Genomic DNA, 14,929 nt, shown 5'->3' on the forward strand with positions numbered 1-14,929 from the left:
CAATCGTCGTTAGAGAGCATAGAAAAGCGGTAACCGTTATCGGCAACTTCGAACGCATGTGACCTCCTGTTTGCCGCTCTCATCAAGCAGGCTTGTGTGGATCGGTTATCCTATCAGGGTGCAGGGCAACGACAACGGCGGGTTTCGCTGTCATGCTGCGGCTGCTCATATGCTTGATTATGAGGGATGGCTCCTGCCGGTTCGTTTTGGAGCAGAAAAGCTGGCGATGCGGGCGGATCCGACACTGGACTATCAATATATCGCGAACCGGGCCTACAATCGTGGTCGTGGGCCAGCCAACGTCCTTGCCGTCCGGATTTACGGACAATACTGACCGCTACCGGTATGACTAAACATCGCGGGCTTGTCGTTTTCCTCTCAGGTTTGCTCGTGGTCCTTCTGGGCTACTCGCTCTTGCCGCGCGCCTGGCAATTCCATGAACGCCGTGTGGGTTCACGGGGAATTGTCTGGGTTACGCATACCAAACAGGGCATTCCCGGCGACCCCATCAACATCACGCTGCAAGGGTCACAAACCGAGGTTGCCTGTCTTTTTCACCGTGCCGGATGGCTCCCCGCAAGTGGTATCACCGCTCGATCGAGCATGAAGATCGTCGATAGCGTGGCGTTCCACCGCCCCGACCCCTCAGCCCCGGTCAGCGCCCTCTATTTCGAGGGCCGGCGTGAGGATTTTGCGTTCGAAAAGGAAGTCGGCAACAGCGCGAAGGAGCGTCACCATGTTCGCCTCTGGCGGTCGGGTGCCGCTTCGGACACGAATGATCGGACGATCTGGTTCGCCTCAGCCAGCTTTGACCGCGCGGCCGGTGTCAATCATTATACGTTTCGCGCCACCCACCATATCGATCCGAACCTCGACGCCGAGCGGGACTTCCTGAGCAACGCGCTGGTCGCGACAGGTCGCACCGGACAGCCTACAAAGGTGCCCGGCATCGGAGCGACCCAATCAGGCCATAACGGCGGCGGGGATCGCTATTTCACCGATGGAAAGATCACCGTCCTGCCCCTCAAACTTGGGTGTTAGTCTGAACCACGGGGCACCTCAGTCTTAAATACCTGGAGTTCAGCCGCTTGCACACAAATGTGTGATCCCAATTGGTCACCGGTCAACGACTTACACATAGTTTTGAGCCTAGACCGGCCACGGCCAAATTCAGATATTTTAGCCTAAAGGTAAACCCACGGACGCATTTTCAAATCATGGGTACGGAAGGCTTCGATTTCGCCACGATGACACAGCGTCAGTTCGATCGCGTCCAGACCGTGCAGCAACATTTGATGTGCCTCCTCATCAATGGGAAAAGTCCAGTGATCGCCACGACTGGTAGATACCAAGCGCTGTTCCAGATCGATTGTCACAGGGGCTGCTGCGGGGTTGTCACCAAGCGTGGCTGCAATCTTGCGTATAACGCGGGCTTCGAGCTCTACCGGGACAATGCCGTTGTTGACGCAATTGCCCCGGAAAATGGGGTTGAACGACGAAGCGATGACCACGCGGAAACCATATTCAGCCAGCGCCCATGCAGCATGTTCGCGACTGGACCCGCACCCGAAATTCGCGCCTGAAAGCAGGATGCGGGCTGAGGCAAAGCGTGGATCGTTAAGAATGAAATTCGTATCGGGCACACGACCGCTGTTGCCAACATAGCGCCACCCGGCGAACAGTCCGTCGGCAAGACCCGTTTTAGAAACCGATTTCATTTCACGCGATGGGATGATCGCATCGGTATCGATGTTATCGCGCAACAATGGAGCGGCGATCGCCGTCAGAGTCGTGAACGGCGTCATGCCAGTTCTCGCGGATCGGCAATAGCACCGGCGATGGCGGAGGCCGCGACGGTTTCGGGCGAGGCCAGATGCGAACGCGTCCCCGGTCCCTGACGACTTTCGAAATTACGGTTGGTGGAACTGATCACCCGTTGCCGGTGTCCAAAGCTTTCGCCGCCCGCAAAGAAGCACATGGAACACCCCGACTCTCGCCATTCGAACCCGGCATCGAGGAATATTCGGTGCAATCCTTCGGCTTCGGCCCGCAAACGCACCCCGGTCGATCCGGGTACGCAAATCGCATTGACGCCTGCCGCGACCTTGCGTCCTGTCAGTATAGCCGCCGCACGCCGCAAATCGGATAACCGGCTGTTCGTGCACGATCCGATGAATGCGGCATCAATCGGCAATCCTATCAGCGGCATTCCCGCTTCGATATCCATATAGGTCAGGGCACGGTCGTAAAGGTCACGCTGATCGCGCGATGCCACCGATTCGAATCCCGGAACTGGCTTTCCCAGCGCGACGGCCTGCTGCGGGCTTATACCCCATGTGACCATCGGCGCGATATCGCTGGCATCGATGGCATATTCGGCGTCGAATGCCGCATCGGCATCGCTGCGCAACAACCGCCACGACGCAATTGCGACGTCCCAGTCCGCACCCTTGGGCGCATAGGCGCGCCCTTTCAGATAATCGAAAACCTTGTCATCCGGCGCGATGATCGCAGAAAACGCCGCAAACTCGGTCGCCATATTGCAAAGCGTCATTCGAGCCTCAAGATCGAGCGCTTCGACCGCCGTACCCGCATATTCAACGATATAGCCGGAACCGCCGCTCGATCCGAAAAGGCTGAGCAGATGCAGGGCAAGGTCTTTTGCCGTCACACCCTGGACGAGTTGCCCGTCGATCCTGATCCGCATCGTCTTCGGGCGTTTCACCCGGAGCGTCGAAGTTGCCAACGCATGTTCAGCGGCTGTGGACCCGATGCCCCATGCAAGCGCGCCCATCGCCCCTTGCGTACAAGTGTGGCTGTCGGGACAAACAAGCGTGACGCCGGGCAGCACGATTGCCTGTTCGGGAGAAATGACATGAACGATGCCCTGATCCGGGTCGCCCAGATCGAAGAGCGTCAGCCCAGCGGCGATGGCCGCGTCGCGCGTAGCGGTAATAAATGCGGTGCCGGTCGGCATAATCGTCGCATCCGTCCGGCCCGGACGGGTATCGACAACATGGTCCATCGTTACGAACGCCTGATTCGGTGCCCTTACGGGACGCCCGGCGGCCGCCAGACTTTCAAGGGCAACGCCGCCCGTCCGTTCATGCAACAGCACGCGATCAATCAGGACAAGATCGGTCGTTTCGTCAATCGTGGCGATCCGGTGCATATCCCAGATCTTTTCAAAGATCGTCCCGGTCATACCAGACCGCATTCTTTCAGAATCGAGTCACGATCTCCATTTATGTTGGGCACATCGTGGCGCAGTCCCATGCGAACACCGTCGAATTCCAGCGGAAGCGCGGGCAGCCGGGTCGGCGCGCCGCCGGGAATGGTAATGTCCACCAGTCCCCCGCCAGCATTCAGATGCGGATCGTCGAACAGTTCGTCGGGGCGAGTGATCGGTGCAAATGGCAAGCCGATCTGCTCCAGTTTTGCCACAAGACTCTCGCGCGTCATCCCGGCGAAAAGCGCACGAACCTGCGGCACTATGCGGTCGCGGGCGAGAACGCGCTCGTTATTGACTGCCAGCGTCGCATCCGCGGCGAACGCGTCGAGCGCAAAGGACTTGCAGAATGCGACCCATTGGCTGTCGCTGACAACGCCCACAAACAATTGCTCATCGGCATTCAGGGTGTCGAACACATCGTAAATCGCCCACGCGGAAACGCGCACGGGCATCGGCTGCGCTGCTTCTCCTGTCACTGCCTGTTGTGCCATATGCTGGCCGACGAGGAAGGCAGTCGTTTCGAACAGCGAGCATTTCACCTCGCCACCCTTACCTGTCCGGTGCCTGCGCTGAAGTGCCGCCAATATGCCGATCACGCCGAACATACCGCCAGTGACATCAATGACCGACGCACCCGCGCGCAGCGGTCGTCCGGGAGGTCCGGTCATATAGGCCAGCCCACCCATCATCTGCGTCACTTCGTCCAGCGCGGTTCGATGCTGATACGGACCGCTGAGAAAACCCTTCGCGGTACAATAGATCAGCGCGGGGTTACCCTGCGCAAAACTTTCGTAACCAAGCCCAAGACGCTCGAGCGCGCCCGGTCGGAAGTTTTCGATCAGGACATCGGCATTTTCGACCAGTTGCCGGGCTGTCGCGAGATCGCCGGAGGCCTTCAGGTCAAGACAAATGCTGCGCTTGTTACGATTGAACATCGGAAAATATCCCGAACCCGAACCCAGCAGTCGCCGCGTTGGGTCTCCGCCGGGAGGCTCGATCCGGATGACATCGGCCCCAAGATCACCCAATATCATTCCCACGGACGGTCCCATGACCATATGCGTGAATTCGATGACCCGAATGCCGGCCAATGGATAATCTTCGTCGTTCATCATGCCCCGTCTCGTTAAACCACTCTCGACAAGTGATGTTCATTTGATATAGAAATAATACAATATTGCAACGACGCAACTATGGGAGCCGCGTTTTGAGTGTCGATATTCTGATCAGTGAAGTCGGCCCACGCGACGGATTGCAGAGCATTTCCGCGATCATGCCGCTTGCCGCCAAAAAGGCATGGATCGACGCCGAGGCCGCTGCGGGCGTGCGTGAAATCGAAGTTGGCAGCTTCGTGCCAGCCAAGCTCCTGCCCCAACTTGCCGATACGGCAGAGGTGGTTGCCCATGCAAGGACGATTCCCGGCCTCACCGTCGCGGTTCTGGTGCCCAATGCGCGCGGCGCCGAGGCCGCTATCGCCGCCGGAGCACACAAGATCACCCTGCCCTTGTCGGTCTCTGAAACACACAGCCTGGCCAATTTACGCAAGACGCATGTTCAGGTTCTGGACGAAGCCCGCGCCATCACCGGGATGATCCGGGCTTTGCCAGCGGACCGTCGCCCCCATTTCGAGGGGAGCCTTTCGACAGTGTTCGGCTGCACGCTTGAGGGCATGATTCCCGACGTGCAGGTCGCGCGACTGGCAGAAGGGCTGATGGCCGCGGGTTGCGACGAAATTGGCCTGTCCGACACGACGGGGTTTGCCGATCCTGTAGCGGTAAAGCACATGATCAGGCTCGTCAGAGGCACCGTCGGCGACGCTGCGGTGACGGGCATCCATCTGCACAACACACGCGGACTAGGTTTGGCGAACGCGCTTGCCGCACTGGATTCAGGCCTGACCACGTTGGATGCGTCGCTGGGTGGCCTTGGCGGTTGCCCGTTTGCACCGGGAGCAAGCGGGAATATCGTGACCGAGGATCTGGTCTTCATGCTTCAGGCAATGGGACTGGAGACGGGGATCGATATTCAGGCGCTGCTCCGGGTGCGCGAGATTCTGAAGGCTGCGTTGCCCGACGAACCACTTTACGGATTTACACCCGACGCGGGTCTCCCGCTCGGTTTTAAGCCCAAACAGGGCATGAAAAGGGAGTTGGCATGACGGTTGGCACACGCATGGTTTCCGATGGCAAGACCGCGCGGCAATTGTTCGAAGAGGTAATGGCAAACCCCGCCCGGACCAAGTTCGGGTTCGGTGAAAAACTGGCGATCGTGAATGTCGATTTCCAGAACGCCTATACCCGCATCGATGAATTCAAGACGGCGTATGAAACCGATCCGCGCCAGATCGAATATACCAACACAATCTCACAGCTCGCGCGGGCTGCCGGGATGCCGGTGATCTGGACGCACGTTGCCTATATGGACGACGCCAGCGACGCGGGTGTCTGGGGTACGCGAACGAACACGCCGGACAGCCTTCAGAATATCAAGCTCGGGTCGCGCCGCTACGCATTTGATGACCGCTGCGAGATCGATCAGGCCAAGGACGCTATCTATACCAAGCGTATGCCCTCGGCGTTCTTTGAAACACCGCTGCAAAGTCTGTTGGTGTGGCACAAGGTGGATACGGTTGTGATAACCGGTGGCTCCACATCGGGCTGCATCCGGGCCACGGCTGTGGATTCGCTCAGTCGCGGTTATCGCACGATCGTCCCGATCGAGACGTGTGCGGACAAACATGAAAGCTATCACTTCGCGAACCTCACCGATCTTCAGCTAAAATATGCCGATGTTGAACCGGTGCAGACAGTGATCGACTGGCTGGAGGCGCGCGCGTGATAGAGGGTGCGGCCGATCCCGGCCTTTACGACTATAACCCGTACCGCAACCGCGCGAAAATCGAATGGCCAGAGGGCAAGACGGTCGCCGTATGGGTTTCGCCAAATCTCGAATATTATGAGATCGATCCGCCCGCCAATCCTCATCGTAAGAGCTGGCCCAAACCGCACCCCGATGTCGTCGGCTATGGCCATCGCGACTATGCCAATCGCGTGGGCCATTGGCGTTTGGCAGAGGTTATGGAAAAGCACGGCTTCAAAGGGTCGGTTTCGCTCTCCGTCGCGCTTTGCAACCACATTCCCGAAGTCGTTGAGAGCGCTAATGATCTGGGCTGGGAATTCTTCAGCCACGGCATTTACAACACGCGCTACAGCTATGGCATGGACGAGGCGCAGGAACGCGCGATCATCGAGGATTCGATCCGCACTGTTAAAGAGGCGACCGGGCAGACGATCAAGGGCTGGCTCGCCCCCGCGCTGACGCACACACCGCGCACGCTCGATCTGATTGCCGAATATGGGATGACTTATACCTGCGACCTGTATCACGACGATCAGCCACAGCCGGTCCATGTAAAATCGGGAACGCTGATATCGATGCCCTACAGCATCGAGGTGAACGATCATTACGGGTTCTTCGTCTATAATATGTCCCCCGCGAATATGCCGACACCCTGATCCGCCAGTACGAGCGGCTCGCCGCCGAGGGTGCGGAATCGGGAACCGTGATGTGCATTCCGCTGCACAGCTATCTGATCGGCCAGCCCCACCGGATCGGCCCGTTCGAGGAAGTGTTGAGGCACATCGCCGCCGACGGCCGCGCGTGGATTACCCGATCGGGCGACATTGCCGATCACTATCTGGCTCAAACTTCGGGAACCAGTGCATGACCCTCGACCCCAGCTATCTGGAATATCCGAAACGCCGCAGGGGCATGGATCACGACCTTTATCCCTGGTCCAATATGTTCGAACGTCCGCCAATCGCGTGGCCGAACGGAAAGACTGTGGCGGTCGCGTTTCTGGTCAACCTCGAATGGTTTCCGATCACGCCGGAGGACAAACCCTTCCGCGCGCCGGGCCATATGCAGACCGCTTACCCTGATTACCGGCACTATACCGCGCGCGAATATGGCACGCGCGTGGGTATCTACCGGCTGCTCGATGCTTTCGAAAAGGCGGGCGTAAAAGCAACCGTGGCGGCCAATGCGGCGATTGCCGAGCGTTACCCCAACCTGATCCACGATGTGGTTTCCGCCGGGCATGAGATCATCGCACATTCCACGGATATGAATGGGACCATCGCGAGCGGCCTTTCCGAAGCGGATGAGAGCGCACTGATCCAGCGATCGGTCGAAGTGCTGGAACGTGTGACGGGCAAGCGTCCGCGTGGATGGCAGTCGATCGCGCGTTCGCAAAGTTTCAACACGCCGCGTTTGCTGGCCGAGGCGGGCTTTGAATATCATTGCGACTGGGTGAACGACGAATTGCCCTATCGGATGTCGACCGCTTCCGGTGAAATCATCAACGTGCCCATCAATCATGAACTATCGGACCGGCAGGTCATTACGGTGCAGCAGCAATCGGTGGACAGTTTCGCCGGACAGATCCGCGACGCTTATACGCTGCTGGCTGGAGAAGCGGCGCGTTTTGGTGGACGGATGCTGCCTATCCAACTCACGCCCTATGTGACCGGCCTCCCCTTTCGCATCGGGGCGCTGGAAAGCCTTATTGGCGACCTTGCGGCCCAGCAGGGTAGCTGGTTCGCCAGCACGGGCGACATCGTGGATGCCTGGACCGCAAGCTGATTTTCAGCGTGAGGCTGGCCGCCCGTCGGTCGCCTCACGCGGGTCTAGCAACACACGCAACACACGCAACTGCATTGCCTCCAGCGCAAGCTGACGATGCTTCACCGCCTCTTCGGTGGGTGCGGTTTCACGCAACTGTTGCGCATCGACACCGCGCGTTTCCGCAAGCAGATGTTCGAGGCGGTCGATCCGTTCGTTCGACGCGGCAAGCTCAACCAGCAATGCCAGCGCGATATTCAGCACCTGCTCGGTTTCTTTATTTTCCAGACTATAGGGGCGTGTTCCCCGGCCCGATTCAATGACCGCGGCTATGGCTTCGCTGTTACTTGTCATACTGGCTTCCTGCCGCTGATTATATACCAGCGGTTGATCCCGCTTACGGCTGCCATGTCATGTTCGGCGACATCGCTTCGAGCAAAGCCCGCCCCGTACATATCCGCCACGAGGTCGGCATTGTTATAGATGTTCCAGAAACGCTCGCCGTTGAAATGCGTGTCCCAGTCTTTTTCGACCTGATGGACAATCGACGGGGCCATGCGCGTATCGACGTCCTGCAGGATCACGATACCGCCGGGCCGTGTGACACGCAGCGCCTCTGCCATCATCAGCCGTCGTTTTTCCGCACCGATTTCGTGAAGCATGTTGTGTGAGACGACGAGGTCGAAGAAACCGTCTTCGAAATTCAGCACGGACGCGTCCATCTGGTGAAAAGTGACACCAACGCCCAATGCTTCGGCCCGCGCATGGGCATAACGCAGCATTCCCGCGCCAATATCGACCGCATGAACGTCTGCATCGGGGAAATTCGCCGCATAGGCGGCCGATGCCGCACCCGCCGAACAGCCCAGGTCCAATATGCGCAACGGTTTTATCTCAGGAAATTCGGCGTCGAGCAGCTTGAAGATCACACCTGCTTTGCTGTCCGACTTACCGGCACCCTGGCCGAAGGAAAACACGTTGCCGCCCGTCTCATAGAACACACCCGCAATGATATCATCAGGTCCACGATCGAGCGCATATCCGCCCGGCTGGAGATGAATATCCACCTCCGCGATTTCGGGCGAGGGAACGTAGGAGGGATCGAGGTGCAGAGCGCCTTTCTTGTCCGGCGCGTCGATCAGGCCGCGTGCGGCCGTCTGCATCCGGTCGAGATCGCGATAAAGCGGCTCGCCGACCGACATCCAGATCATTTCCTGCGCCGAACGATTGGCCGCGCTCCACATCCGATAGCCCGAGGATTCGAACAGCGCGGCTTCGATATCCCGGGGGATTGAGGCTGCCGACCGTTTTTCGCGGCGAAAGCAGGTGCCCCTTCTTTTTCGAAACGACTGACGTTGGCGGAACGAACACGCGCATTGAGCAGCTTGCGCAACGACACCACCGCGCGCTGCCTGCTAAGCTCCTCCTGCGTCGTTTCCGGAAGCATCGGATGCTGAACGTCGCGCACTTTCATCGGAACCATTCCTTCGTCGATTTTGATCAATCCTATCCGCAATATTGCCCCGGACAAGAGAATTGTTTTAGGTTTAGGACAAATGCTCAGCTATCTTCGATAAACTCTGCCAGTTCACCCGTCGGGCCAACCGCCGTACAGGTAAGCCGACCATCGTATCCGATACCGTTACGGACACGCGGCGGCGTAATCGCCAGATCGGCGACCAGAGCGATATCGGAAATGCCAAAGCTCGCTATCGCGAAACCCGGCGGCAATTCGCCAATGGTTTGCGGGCGCGGACCGGCGATATAGCCCGGCCCGGTCCGATATTCGTCAAACTCGATCAGATAACCCTGCTCGCGCAACCCTGCCGTCGTCATTCGGATCGTCGAATCCGCATCAAGTCCTTGCGCGGTCTGGAGGATGCTAATTTTGCTTTCTCTCAGCGGACGTCGTTTCAGGTCGAATTTCCCGCAATAATATTCACGCAGGGCATCGAAATCGCCGCCAGCAATGACAAAGATGAACGGGCGGTCGACGAATGATCGGGGTGACGGCAGGATCGATGTCGCGCGATCGCCGGTTTCCATCGTGAAATACAGGCATTCTCCGGCAGGGCCGATTGCCTGCATGGCGACGATGGACGGCATGAATTGCAAAGGTGTTGGTTCGGCCAATATCGTGAAGGACGATTGCCGAAGCCGGTCATTCACGGCGTAAACGTCATCGACGATGATCTCTATCGCTGCCCAGCCAAAGCTCGTGAGCGGTGTGTATTCGGGGACGGCATCTATCTGAACGACCCGGATATAATCGTCGTGCGCTCCGTCCGTGCTCATCACGATATAGGGCCGCCCCTCCATTGCGGGGGCACCCCAGCCAGCGGCCAGATCCGCATCGACCCGCCCGCGCTCGCGTTCCGAATATCCAAGCCAGTGGCTATACTGGGAAAGCAGGGCCTCCGGGTCGGGCGCACCGACCGTGGCAAAACGAAAACGGGTCAACAATGGGTCGGTGTCAGTGGTCCAGTCGCTCACGTGCACTTCCCTATCCTGGTTTCGCTCAGACTAGGGATTTATTACTCTTATATCTATATCAAATCATCCAATTGTGAGACAAGAAGTGCCATGCACGCCAGCACTCCCCATCCCTCGCCGCCATCAACGGCTATTGGCGGAATGAAGGTCGAGGCGGATCTGGTAACGATCGGGCCGAAACCGCGCGAGGATATGTTGCACCGGGCGCTTGTCGATATCCATCACGGTGCGGTTCACGCGGAGGATCGGCGATCCGATATCGACAGCAAGGACGTTGGCCAGCGTGGCATCCGCCAGCGAAGCGGATATCGTCTGCGTCGCCGCACCGATCTTTATACCTGCCTGTTCCAGCAGGCTGAGCATCGGCGTGGTCTTCAGCGCCGCGCGTGTCATCTCGATTCCCAGAGCCACCGGAATATAGCTGATGATATAGCTGAGCGGCAGCCCATCGAGCCAGCGCACACGAACCACGCGAAACACCGGTGTGCCATTGGGAATTTGGAGCGCTTCACTCACCGGAGGCCGCGCCGGCACCTTGTCCATCTCCAGAATTTTGACCTGCGTGCTGCGGCCAAAGGAAATGAGCGAATCGAGCGCCTGTTCTATGCTGCCTTCGATCGGCTTGGCGGGTGGCTGAAAGATGACGTGCGTGCCGACTCTGCGCTTCCGTTCGACGAGGTGCGTTTGCGCCAACTCGTCCATCGCGCGCCGGGCGGTGATGCGGGAAACGGAAAAGCTTTCGGCCAGTTCCTGCTCGGTCGGCATACGCGAACCGAACGCCCGCGCGCCGCTTGTGATCTCTTCGCGCAATTGAAGAAATATCTGATGGTAAAGCGGAACGGCCTGAAGTCTGTCGACCGCGGACACATCGTCATCCAGCGTTTTCAATATGTCTTCCCTTGAAGAACCGCACCGTTCATCGCCACGCCCAAAATCTGAACATAACACTTATTGTTTCTCGCCCTTTGAACATCCTGAAGGAAATGTCACCATGAACACCAAACCTATACTCACTGGAACCGAACTGGATGCCATGCTGAGTGCTGCGCTGATGGAGGCGGGCCGCCTTGGTCTTGCCGCCACCATCGCACTCGTCGACGACGGCGGATACGCCCTTCGCTTGCACCGTACGGATGGTGCGGGCCCGATGACTCCGACCGTCGCGCTGGCCAAGGCACGGACAGCGGCGTTGATGCGCGCGCCCAGCGGCGCCCTAACCGCGCGACTGAAAGACGAACCCGAATTGCTGCGTCTTACCGAATATCTGCCGATGCCCGGCGGTCAACCGATCCGCCACGACGGGATATGCATGGGCGGAATCGGTGTTTCGGGAGGCAACCCCGCGCAAGATGAAGCGATTGCTCAAGCCGGACTCGACGCGCTAAAATCCGTTTAACACCAAACGGTCAGTGCATCTCCTCACCACCTGAAACGTTCATCGATTCACCGGTAATGTAACGCGCCTGCCCTGAACAAAGAAAGGCGCAGGCGTTTGCTGTATCGGCCGTTTCACCCACGCGACCAAGGGGGATGCGTCCGCGCATCGCATCCATGTATTCATCGAGTGTCTGACCCCGGGCTTTGGCCATATAGTCGTTCTGCCATGATCCAAGTCCTGTGGTGACGTGGTTGGGACACACTGCGTTTACGGTGATCTGCTGAGGACCGAGTTCGATCGCGGCGGAACGAGTCAGGCCGACGAGTCCGTGCTTCGAAGCGATATAGGACGACGTCAGCGCCGATCCGGATTTGGAACCGCGACTTCCGATGGATACGATCCGGCCACGGCCCCAATTGGGTTGCTCTTCCTGCTTCAGCATCTGTCGCACAGCATGCTTCATTGCAAAGAACGCGCCGCGCAGGTTTACGTCCAGAACCGTATCCCATTGCTCCTGCGTCTGATCGATGAGCGGGCCGAACAGGAAACCGACACCGGCGTTATTCACCAGAATATCCAGCTTGCCGAAATGCTGCACGGCACTACCAACAAGAGCTTCGACTTCGCTTTCTACGCGCATGTCTGCCTGGCAGGTGGTGATATGCGGCGTGATCGCCCGAATTTCATCGGCGACTTGATCCAGTTCGGTTGATTTTCCGACGCCATGTTCGGGAGCCATTGCGCCTGCTACGCGGCCAATATCATGGAGAACAATGCGGACACCGTCCTCCGCCAGCTTCCGTGCGATAGCGGCACCGAGACCGCGGTGCCGCCCGGCACCAGTAATGACGGCAACTTTCCCATCCAGATCAGGATACACGATCGACACTCCTCATTATAAGTCCATTCCTGCACGATAGCCTTCGGCCGTAGCGACCAGCACGGTTCGCGGGGAAAAGGCATCGCCGATGACACGAACGTCCATGCCGGCCGCGCGTAATGGCTCCAGCAACAGTTCATCCGGCACCCGCGCTGTGGCATAGGTGAACATCGAAACGTCTGTGACTACGCTTTCGCGTCCATTGAACACGTTGGCATAAGCGACCTCACCCTCTTCGAACCGCGACGACGCCAGCGGTCGAACCGATGTTACGATTTCTATCTGCTTGCGATAAAGCCGGGCATAAATGCCCTGTCGCGTTACCAAAGCCTCGTCGCTCGCGATGCGCTCGCGTTCGGTGAGCAGCACCACATTATCGAAACGTTCGCTCAGCAATTCGGCAGCCGCATAAGTGAAAGCACCGTGATCTGCATCGTGGATCACCACTGTACCCCGTTGCCTGCCTGTCACCCGGCTGAACATTGCCACCGCCTCGCGCAGATCAGGGAACACGCCCTCACCTTGATATTCCTTAGGCAGATAACCCGGCCACGCAGGCGTAGAGCCTGTGGCCAACAGGACATGATCGGGCGTCAACGCCAGAATATCGTCAGCGGTGGCTCTTTGTCCGAGCACAAGCCGTGCCCCTGCCCGCTCCGCGCTCAGACGTTGAAAATCATAAATGCTGCTCAAATTCTCACCGCCGGGTAGCAGTGCGTGGAGCCGCGTCTTGCCGCCGGATTCCTCCGAGGCACCCAATACGGTCACGGCATGACCACGCGCTGCAGCGACCCATGCAGCCTCCATTCCGGCAATGCCCGCACCGACGACCACCACACGCTTTTTGGAAAACGTCGGTTCGGGTTGCCAATCTGCTTCGTCAGCAGTCCCGACCCGCGGATTATTATCGCACAAGAGCCCTCGACCGATATTGATCGAATGCCAGCAGGTATTGCACGATACGCAATAACGGATCTGCGCTTCTCGCCCCTGCTCCGCCTTGATCCCCCAGGCTGGATCGGTGACGAGCGGTCGCCCGAGCATAACCAGATCGGCCAACCCGTCACGCACGATACGTTCGCCCTCATTAGGATCGGTAATAAGACCCAGCGCGCCGATCGGTACGCCAGGTGCCGACTTTCCCAGCGCCGCAATGCGGTCGACATAGGGAGTTCGCGGGCCGTGAAGATCGGGTAAATGCTCGTACAGCGTGTTGCCATGCGCGCCCCAGCAATAGGTGAGATAATCGACCCCGCCCGCCTTATGGACAATCTCAGTAATCCGCGCGGCTTCGGCCAGATCGATGCCCCCCGCGATGCCGTCCTCGGCGGGCAATTTTACGCCAATAATGAAATCGGCCCCACAGCCGCTTCGTAATGCCGCAATCAAATCTGTTAACAGCTTTGCACGCCCGATGACGTCGCCGCCATATTCATCGTCGCGCCGGTTGGATTGTGCGGACAGGAACTGGTGAAAGATATGCCCATGCCCTGCAGATATCTCGACGCCCGCAAAGCCCGCATCGGCCAGACGTTTGGCCGAAAAGACGAATTCCTCGATCATTTGCCGCACTTCGCCAGCGGAAAGCGCGTGCGGCACGGTCCAGCTAAGGTCGTCGGGCAACGCCGATGCGCCATAAGCATAGGGATTACGGAAGCCCGATCGAAAACCCCGACCATTATCCTGAATTTGCCCGAGCATCAGGCTGCCATGCGCACTCACCGCACCGGCCCAGCGTCGAAGCGCCTCCTCATTGGCTCCTGAAAAGACAGCAGGTCGCGTAGGGAGTTTTTGCCAGCTCAGCATCGCCATCGGCTCGCTGACCAACATGGCCGCGCCACCCCGCGCGCGATTGGCATAATAATCAATCAAGCGGTCTGTTATCAGACCCCCGACGGCAAAATGCGTTGACATCGACGCATGGACAATCCGGTTTTTAAGTTCGCGCTGTCCGACGCGGGTGCGCGAAAAGAGGTGAGGATAAGCGTTCATTTCCCGGACGGAGAATGCATCCGCAAAACGCGCTTCACATAGGCGTCGCGGACAGCCGCCCGCTCGGCTTCCGCCGCCGCATCAGGACGATAGGCTTCGATGTCGTCGCGTGAGACACTGCCCTTCGTATCGAGCAGTCGCTCAACCGTGTCGAGGCGGTCCCGGATCACCGAAACCTCTGTCATCAGTTCAAAAAAGAACGTCATCATCTGATCGATCGCGGGGTCGTCAAAGAAATGCGGGCGCGGCCCCTTAGCTGTTCGTGGCAGCTTCACTTTGTCGGCACTGGTCAATTCGGCCATTTCTCGCCCACTTCCTGAAACTTGAATTT

General features: G+C 58.5%; 18 protein-coding genes. 8 read left to right on the plus strand and 10 right to left on the minus strand.

Annotated features, from left to right (window positions below; translation table 11 throughout):
* Positions 1-169 precede the first annotated feature (169 nt).
* Both D3Y57_RS20140 and D3Y57_RS07660 read left to right on the plus strand, forming a co-directional pair.
* Positions 170-334: a hypothetical protein gene (locus D3Y57_RS20140; protein ID WP_162987038.1), complete on the plus strand. Its 165-nt coding sequence runs from the start codon at positions 170-172 to the stop codon at positions 332-334.
* Between the two features lie 11 nt (positions 335-345).
* Positions 346-1,041 (plus strand): LssY C-terminal domain-containing protein, encoded by a 696-nt coding sequence (locus D3Y57_RS07660; protein ID WP_162987039.1) that lies wholly within the window; start codon positions 346-348, stop codon positions 1,039-1,041.
* 143 nt (positions 1,042-1,184) lie between these two features.
* On the opposite strand, the gene leuD is transcribed toward D3Y57_RS07660, so the two are convergent.
* The 3 genes from leuD to D3Y57_RS07675 are packed head-to-tail and all read right to left on the minus strand — an operon-like array spanning position 1,185 to position 4,347.
* Entirely contained in the window at positions 1,185-1,805 is a 621-nt protein-coding gene (leuD, locus tag D3Y57_RS07665; protein WP_121152499.1) for a 3-isopropylmalate dehydratase small subunit, read from the minus strand.
* Positions 1,802-3,205 carry a 3-isopropylmalate dehydratase large subunit gene (locus tag D3Y57_RS07670; RefSeq protein WP_121152500.1) on the minus strand — a complete coding sequence of 468 codons (1,404 nt, stop codon included), beginning with the start codon at positions 3,203-3,205 and terminating at the stop codon, positions 1,802-1,804. The genes leuD and D3Y57_RS07670 overlap by 4 nt, the downstream gene beginning before the upstream one ends.
* On the minus strand, positions 3,202-4,347 hold the full coding sequence (locus tag D3Y57_RS07675; RefSeq protein ID WP_205590100.1) for a CaiB/BaiF CoA transferase family protein: 1,146 nt from the start codon (positions 4,345-4,347) through the stop codon (positions 3,202-3,204). The genes D3Y57_RS07670 and D3Y57_RS07675 overlap by 4 nt, the downstream gene beginning before the upstream one ends.
* Positions 4,348-4,439: 92 nt before the next feature.
* On the opposite strand from D3Y57_RS07675, the gene D3Y57_RS07680 reads away from it, so the two are divergent.
* From D3Y57_RS07680 to D3Y57_RS07695, 5 genes are read left to right on the plus strand one after another with little or no spacing between them, the layout of a single operon-like run.
* Positions 4,440-5,390, plus strand: coding sequence for a hydroxymethylglutaryl-CoA lyase (locus tag D3Y57_RS07680; RefSeq protein WP_121152501.1), 951 nt, complete (start codon positions 4,440-4,442; stop codon positions 5,388-5,390).
* Positions 5,387-6,070, plus strand: a complete 684-nt coding sequence (locus tag D3Y57_RS07685; protein ID WP_205590101.1) for an isochorismatase family protein — start codon at positions 5,387-5,389, stop codon at positions 6,068-6,070. The genes D3Y57_RS07680 and D3Y57_RS07685 overlap by 4 nt, the downstream gene beginning before the upstream one ends.
* The gene (locus D3Y57_RS07690; protein ID WP_239025983.1) at positions 6,067-6,747 is read left to right on the plus strand and encodes a polysaccharide deacetylase family protein; all 681 of its coding nucleotides are present in this window, start codon (positions 6,067-6,069) and stop codon (positions 6,745-6,747) included. Before D3Y57_RS07685 ends, D3Y57_RS07690 begins: the two co-directional genes overlap by 4 nt.
* Before the next feature lie 50 nt (positions 6,748-6,797).
* Positions 6,798-6,959, plus strand: coding sequence for a hypothetical protein (locus D3Y57_RS20855; protein WP_239025984.1), 162 nt, complete (start codon positions 6,798-6,800; stop codon positions 6,957-6,959).
* Entirely contained in the window at positions 6,956-7,876 is a 921-nt protein-coding gene (locus tag D3Y57_RS07695; protein ID WP_121152502.1) for a polysaccharide deacetylase family protein, read from the plus strand. The genes D3Y57_RS20855 and D3Y57_RS07695 overlap by 4 nt, the downstream gene beginning before the upstream one ends.
* 3 nt (positions 7,877-7,879) lie before the next feature.
* On the opposite strand, the gene D3Y57_RS07700 is transcribed toward D3Y57_RS07695, so the two are convergent.
* The 4 genes from D3Y57_RS07700 to D3Y57_RS07720 all read right to left on the minus strand — a co-directional run bounded on the left by D3Y57_RS07700 (position 7,880) and on the right by D3Y57_RS07720 (position 11,236).
* Positions 7,880-8,209: a hypothetical protein gene (locus tag D3Y57_RS07700; protein ID WP_121152503.1), complete on the minus strand. Its 330-nt coding sequence runs from the start codon at positions 8,207-8,209 to the stop codon at positions 7,880-7,882.
* Positions 8,206-9,066, minus strand: coding sequence for a class I SAM-dependent methyltransferase (locus D3Y57_RS07705; RefSeq protein WP_162987040.1), 861 nt, complete (start codon positions 9,064-9,066; stop codon positions 8,206-8,208). The genes D3Y57_RS07700 and D3Y57_RS07705 overlap by 4 nt, the downstream gene beginning before the upstream one ends.
* Positions 9,067-9,415: 349 nt before the next feature.
* A complete protein-coding gene (locus D3Y57_RS07715) occupies positions 9,416-10,348 on the minus strand; it encodes a hypothetical protein (RefSeq protein ID WP_121152506.1) in 933 nt (310 codons plus the stop codon).
* A 123-nt stretch (positions 10,349-10,471) separates the two neighbouring features.
* Positions 10,472-11,236 (minus strand): GntR family transcriptional regulator, encoded by a 765-nt coding sequence (locus D3Y57_RS07720; protein WP_239025985.1) that lies wholly within the window; start codon positions 11,234-11,236, stop codon positions 10,472-10,474.
* Between the two features lie 103 nt (positions 11,237-11,339).
* Here D3Y57_RS07720 and D3Y57_RS07725 point away from each other — a divergent pair, with 103 nt between their 5' ends.
* Positions 11,340-11,744, plus strand: a complete 405-nt coding sequence (locus D3Y57_RS07725) for a GlcG/HbpS family heme-binding protein (protein WP_162987041.1) — start codon at positions 11,340-11,342, stop codon at positions 11,742-11,744.
* A 10-nt stretch (positions 11,745-11,754) separates the two neighbouring features.
* Here the strand turns inward: D3Y57_RS07725 and D3Y57_RS07730 are convergent, their stop codons facing one another.
* From D3Y57_RS07730 to D3Y57_RS07740, 3 genes are read right to left on the minus strand one after another with little or no spacing between them, the layout of a single operon-like run.
* Positions 11,755-12,606, minus strand: a complete 852-nt coding sequence (locus tag D3Y57_RS07730; protein ID WP_121155600.1) for an SDR family NAD(P)-dependent oxidoreductase — start codon at positions 12,604-12,606, stop codon at positions 11,755-11,757.
* 15 nt (positions 12,607-12,621) lie between these two features.
* Positions 12,622-14,598 carry an oxidoreductase gene (locus tag D3Y57_RS07735; protein WP_121152508.1) on the minus strand — a complete coding sequence of 659 codons (1,977 nt, stop codon included), beginning with the start codon at positions 14,596-14,598 and terminating at the stop codon, positions 12,622-12,624.
* Complete coding sequence (locus D3Y57_RS07740) at positions 14,595-14,900, minus strand: hypothetical protein (protein WP_205590102.1); 306 nt, start codon at positions 14,898-14,900, stop codon at positions 14,595-14,597. Before D3Y57_RS07740 ends, D3Y57_RS07735 begins: the two co-directional genes overlap by 4 nt.
* Positions 14,901-14,929 lie beyond the last annotated feature (29 nt).

Source organism: Sphingomonas paeninsulae, assembly GCF_003660165.1.
Classification (GTDB): Bacteria; Pseudomonadota; Alphaproteobacteria; order Sphingomonadales; family Sphingomonadaceae; genus Sphingomonas_O; species Sphingomonas_O paeninsulae.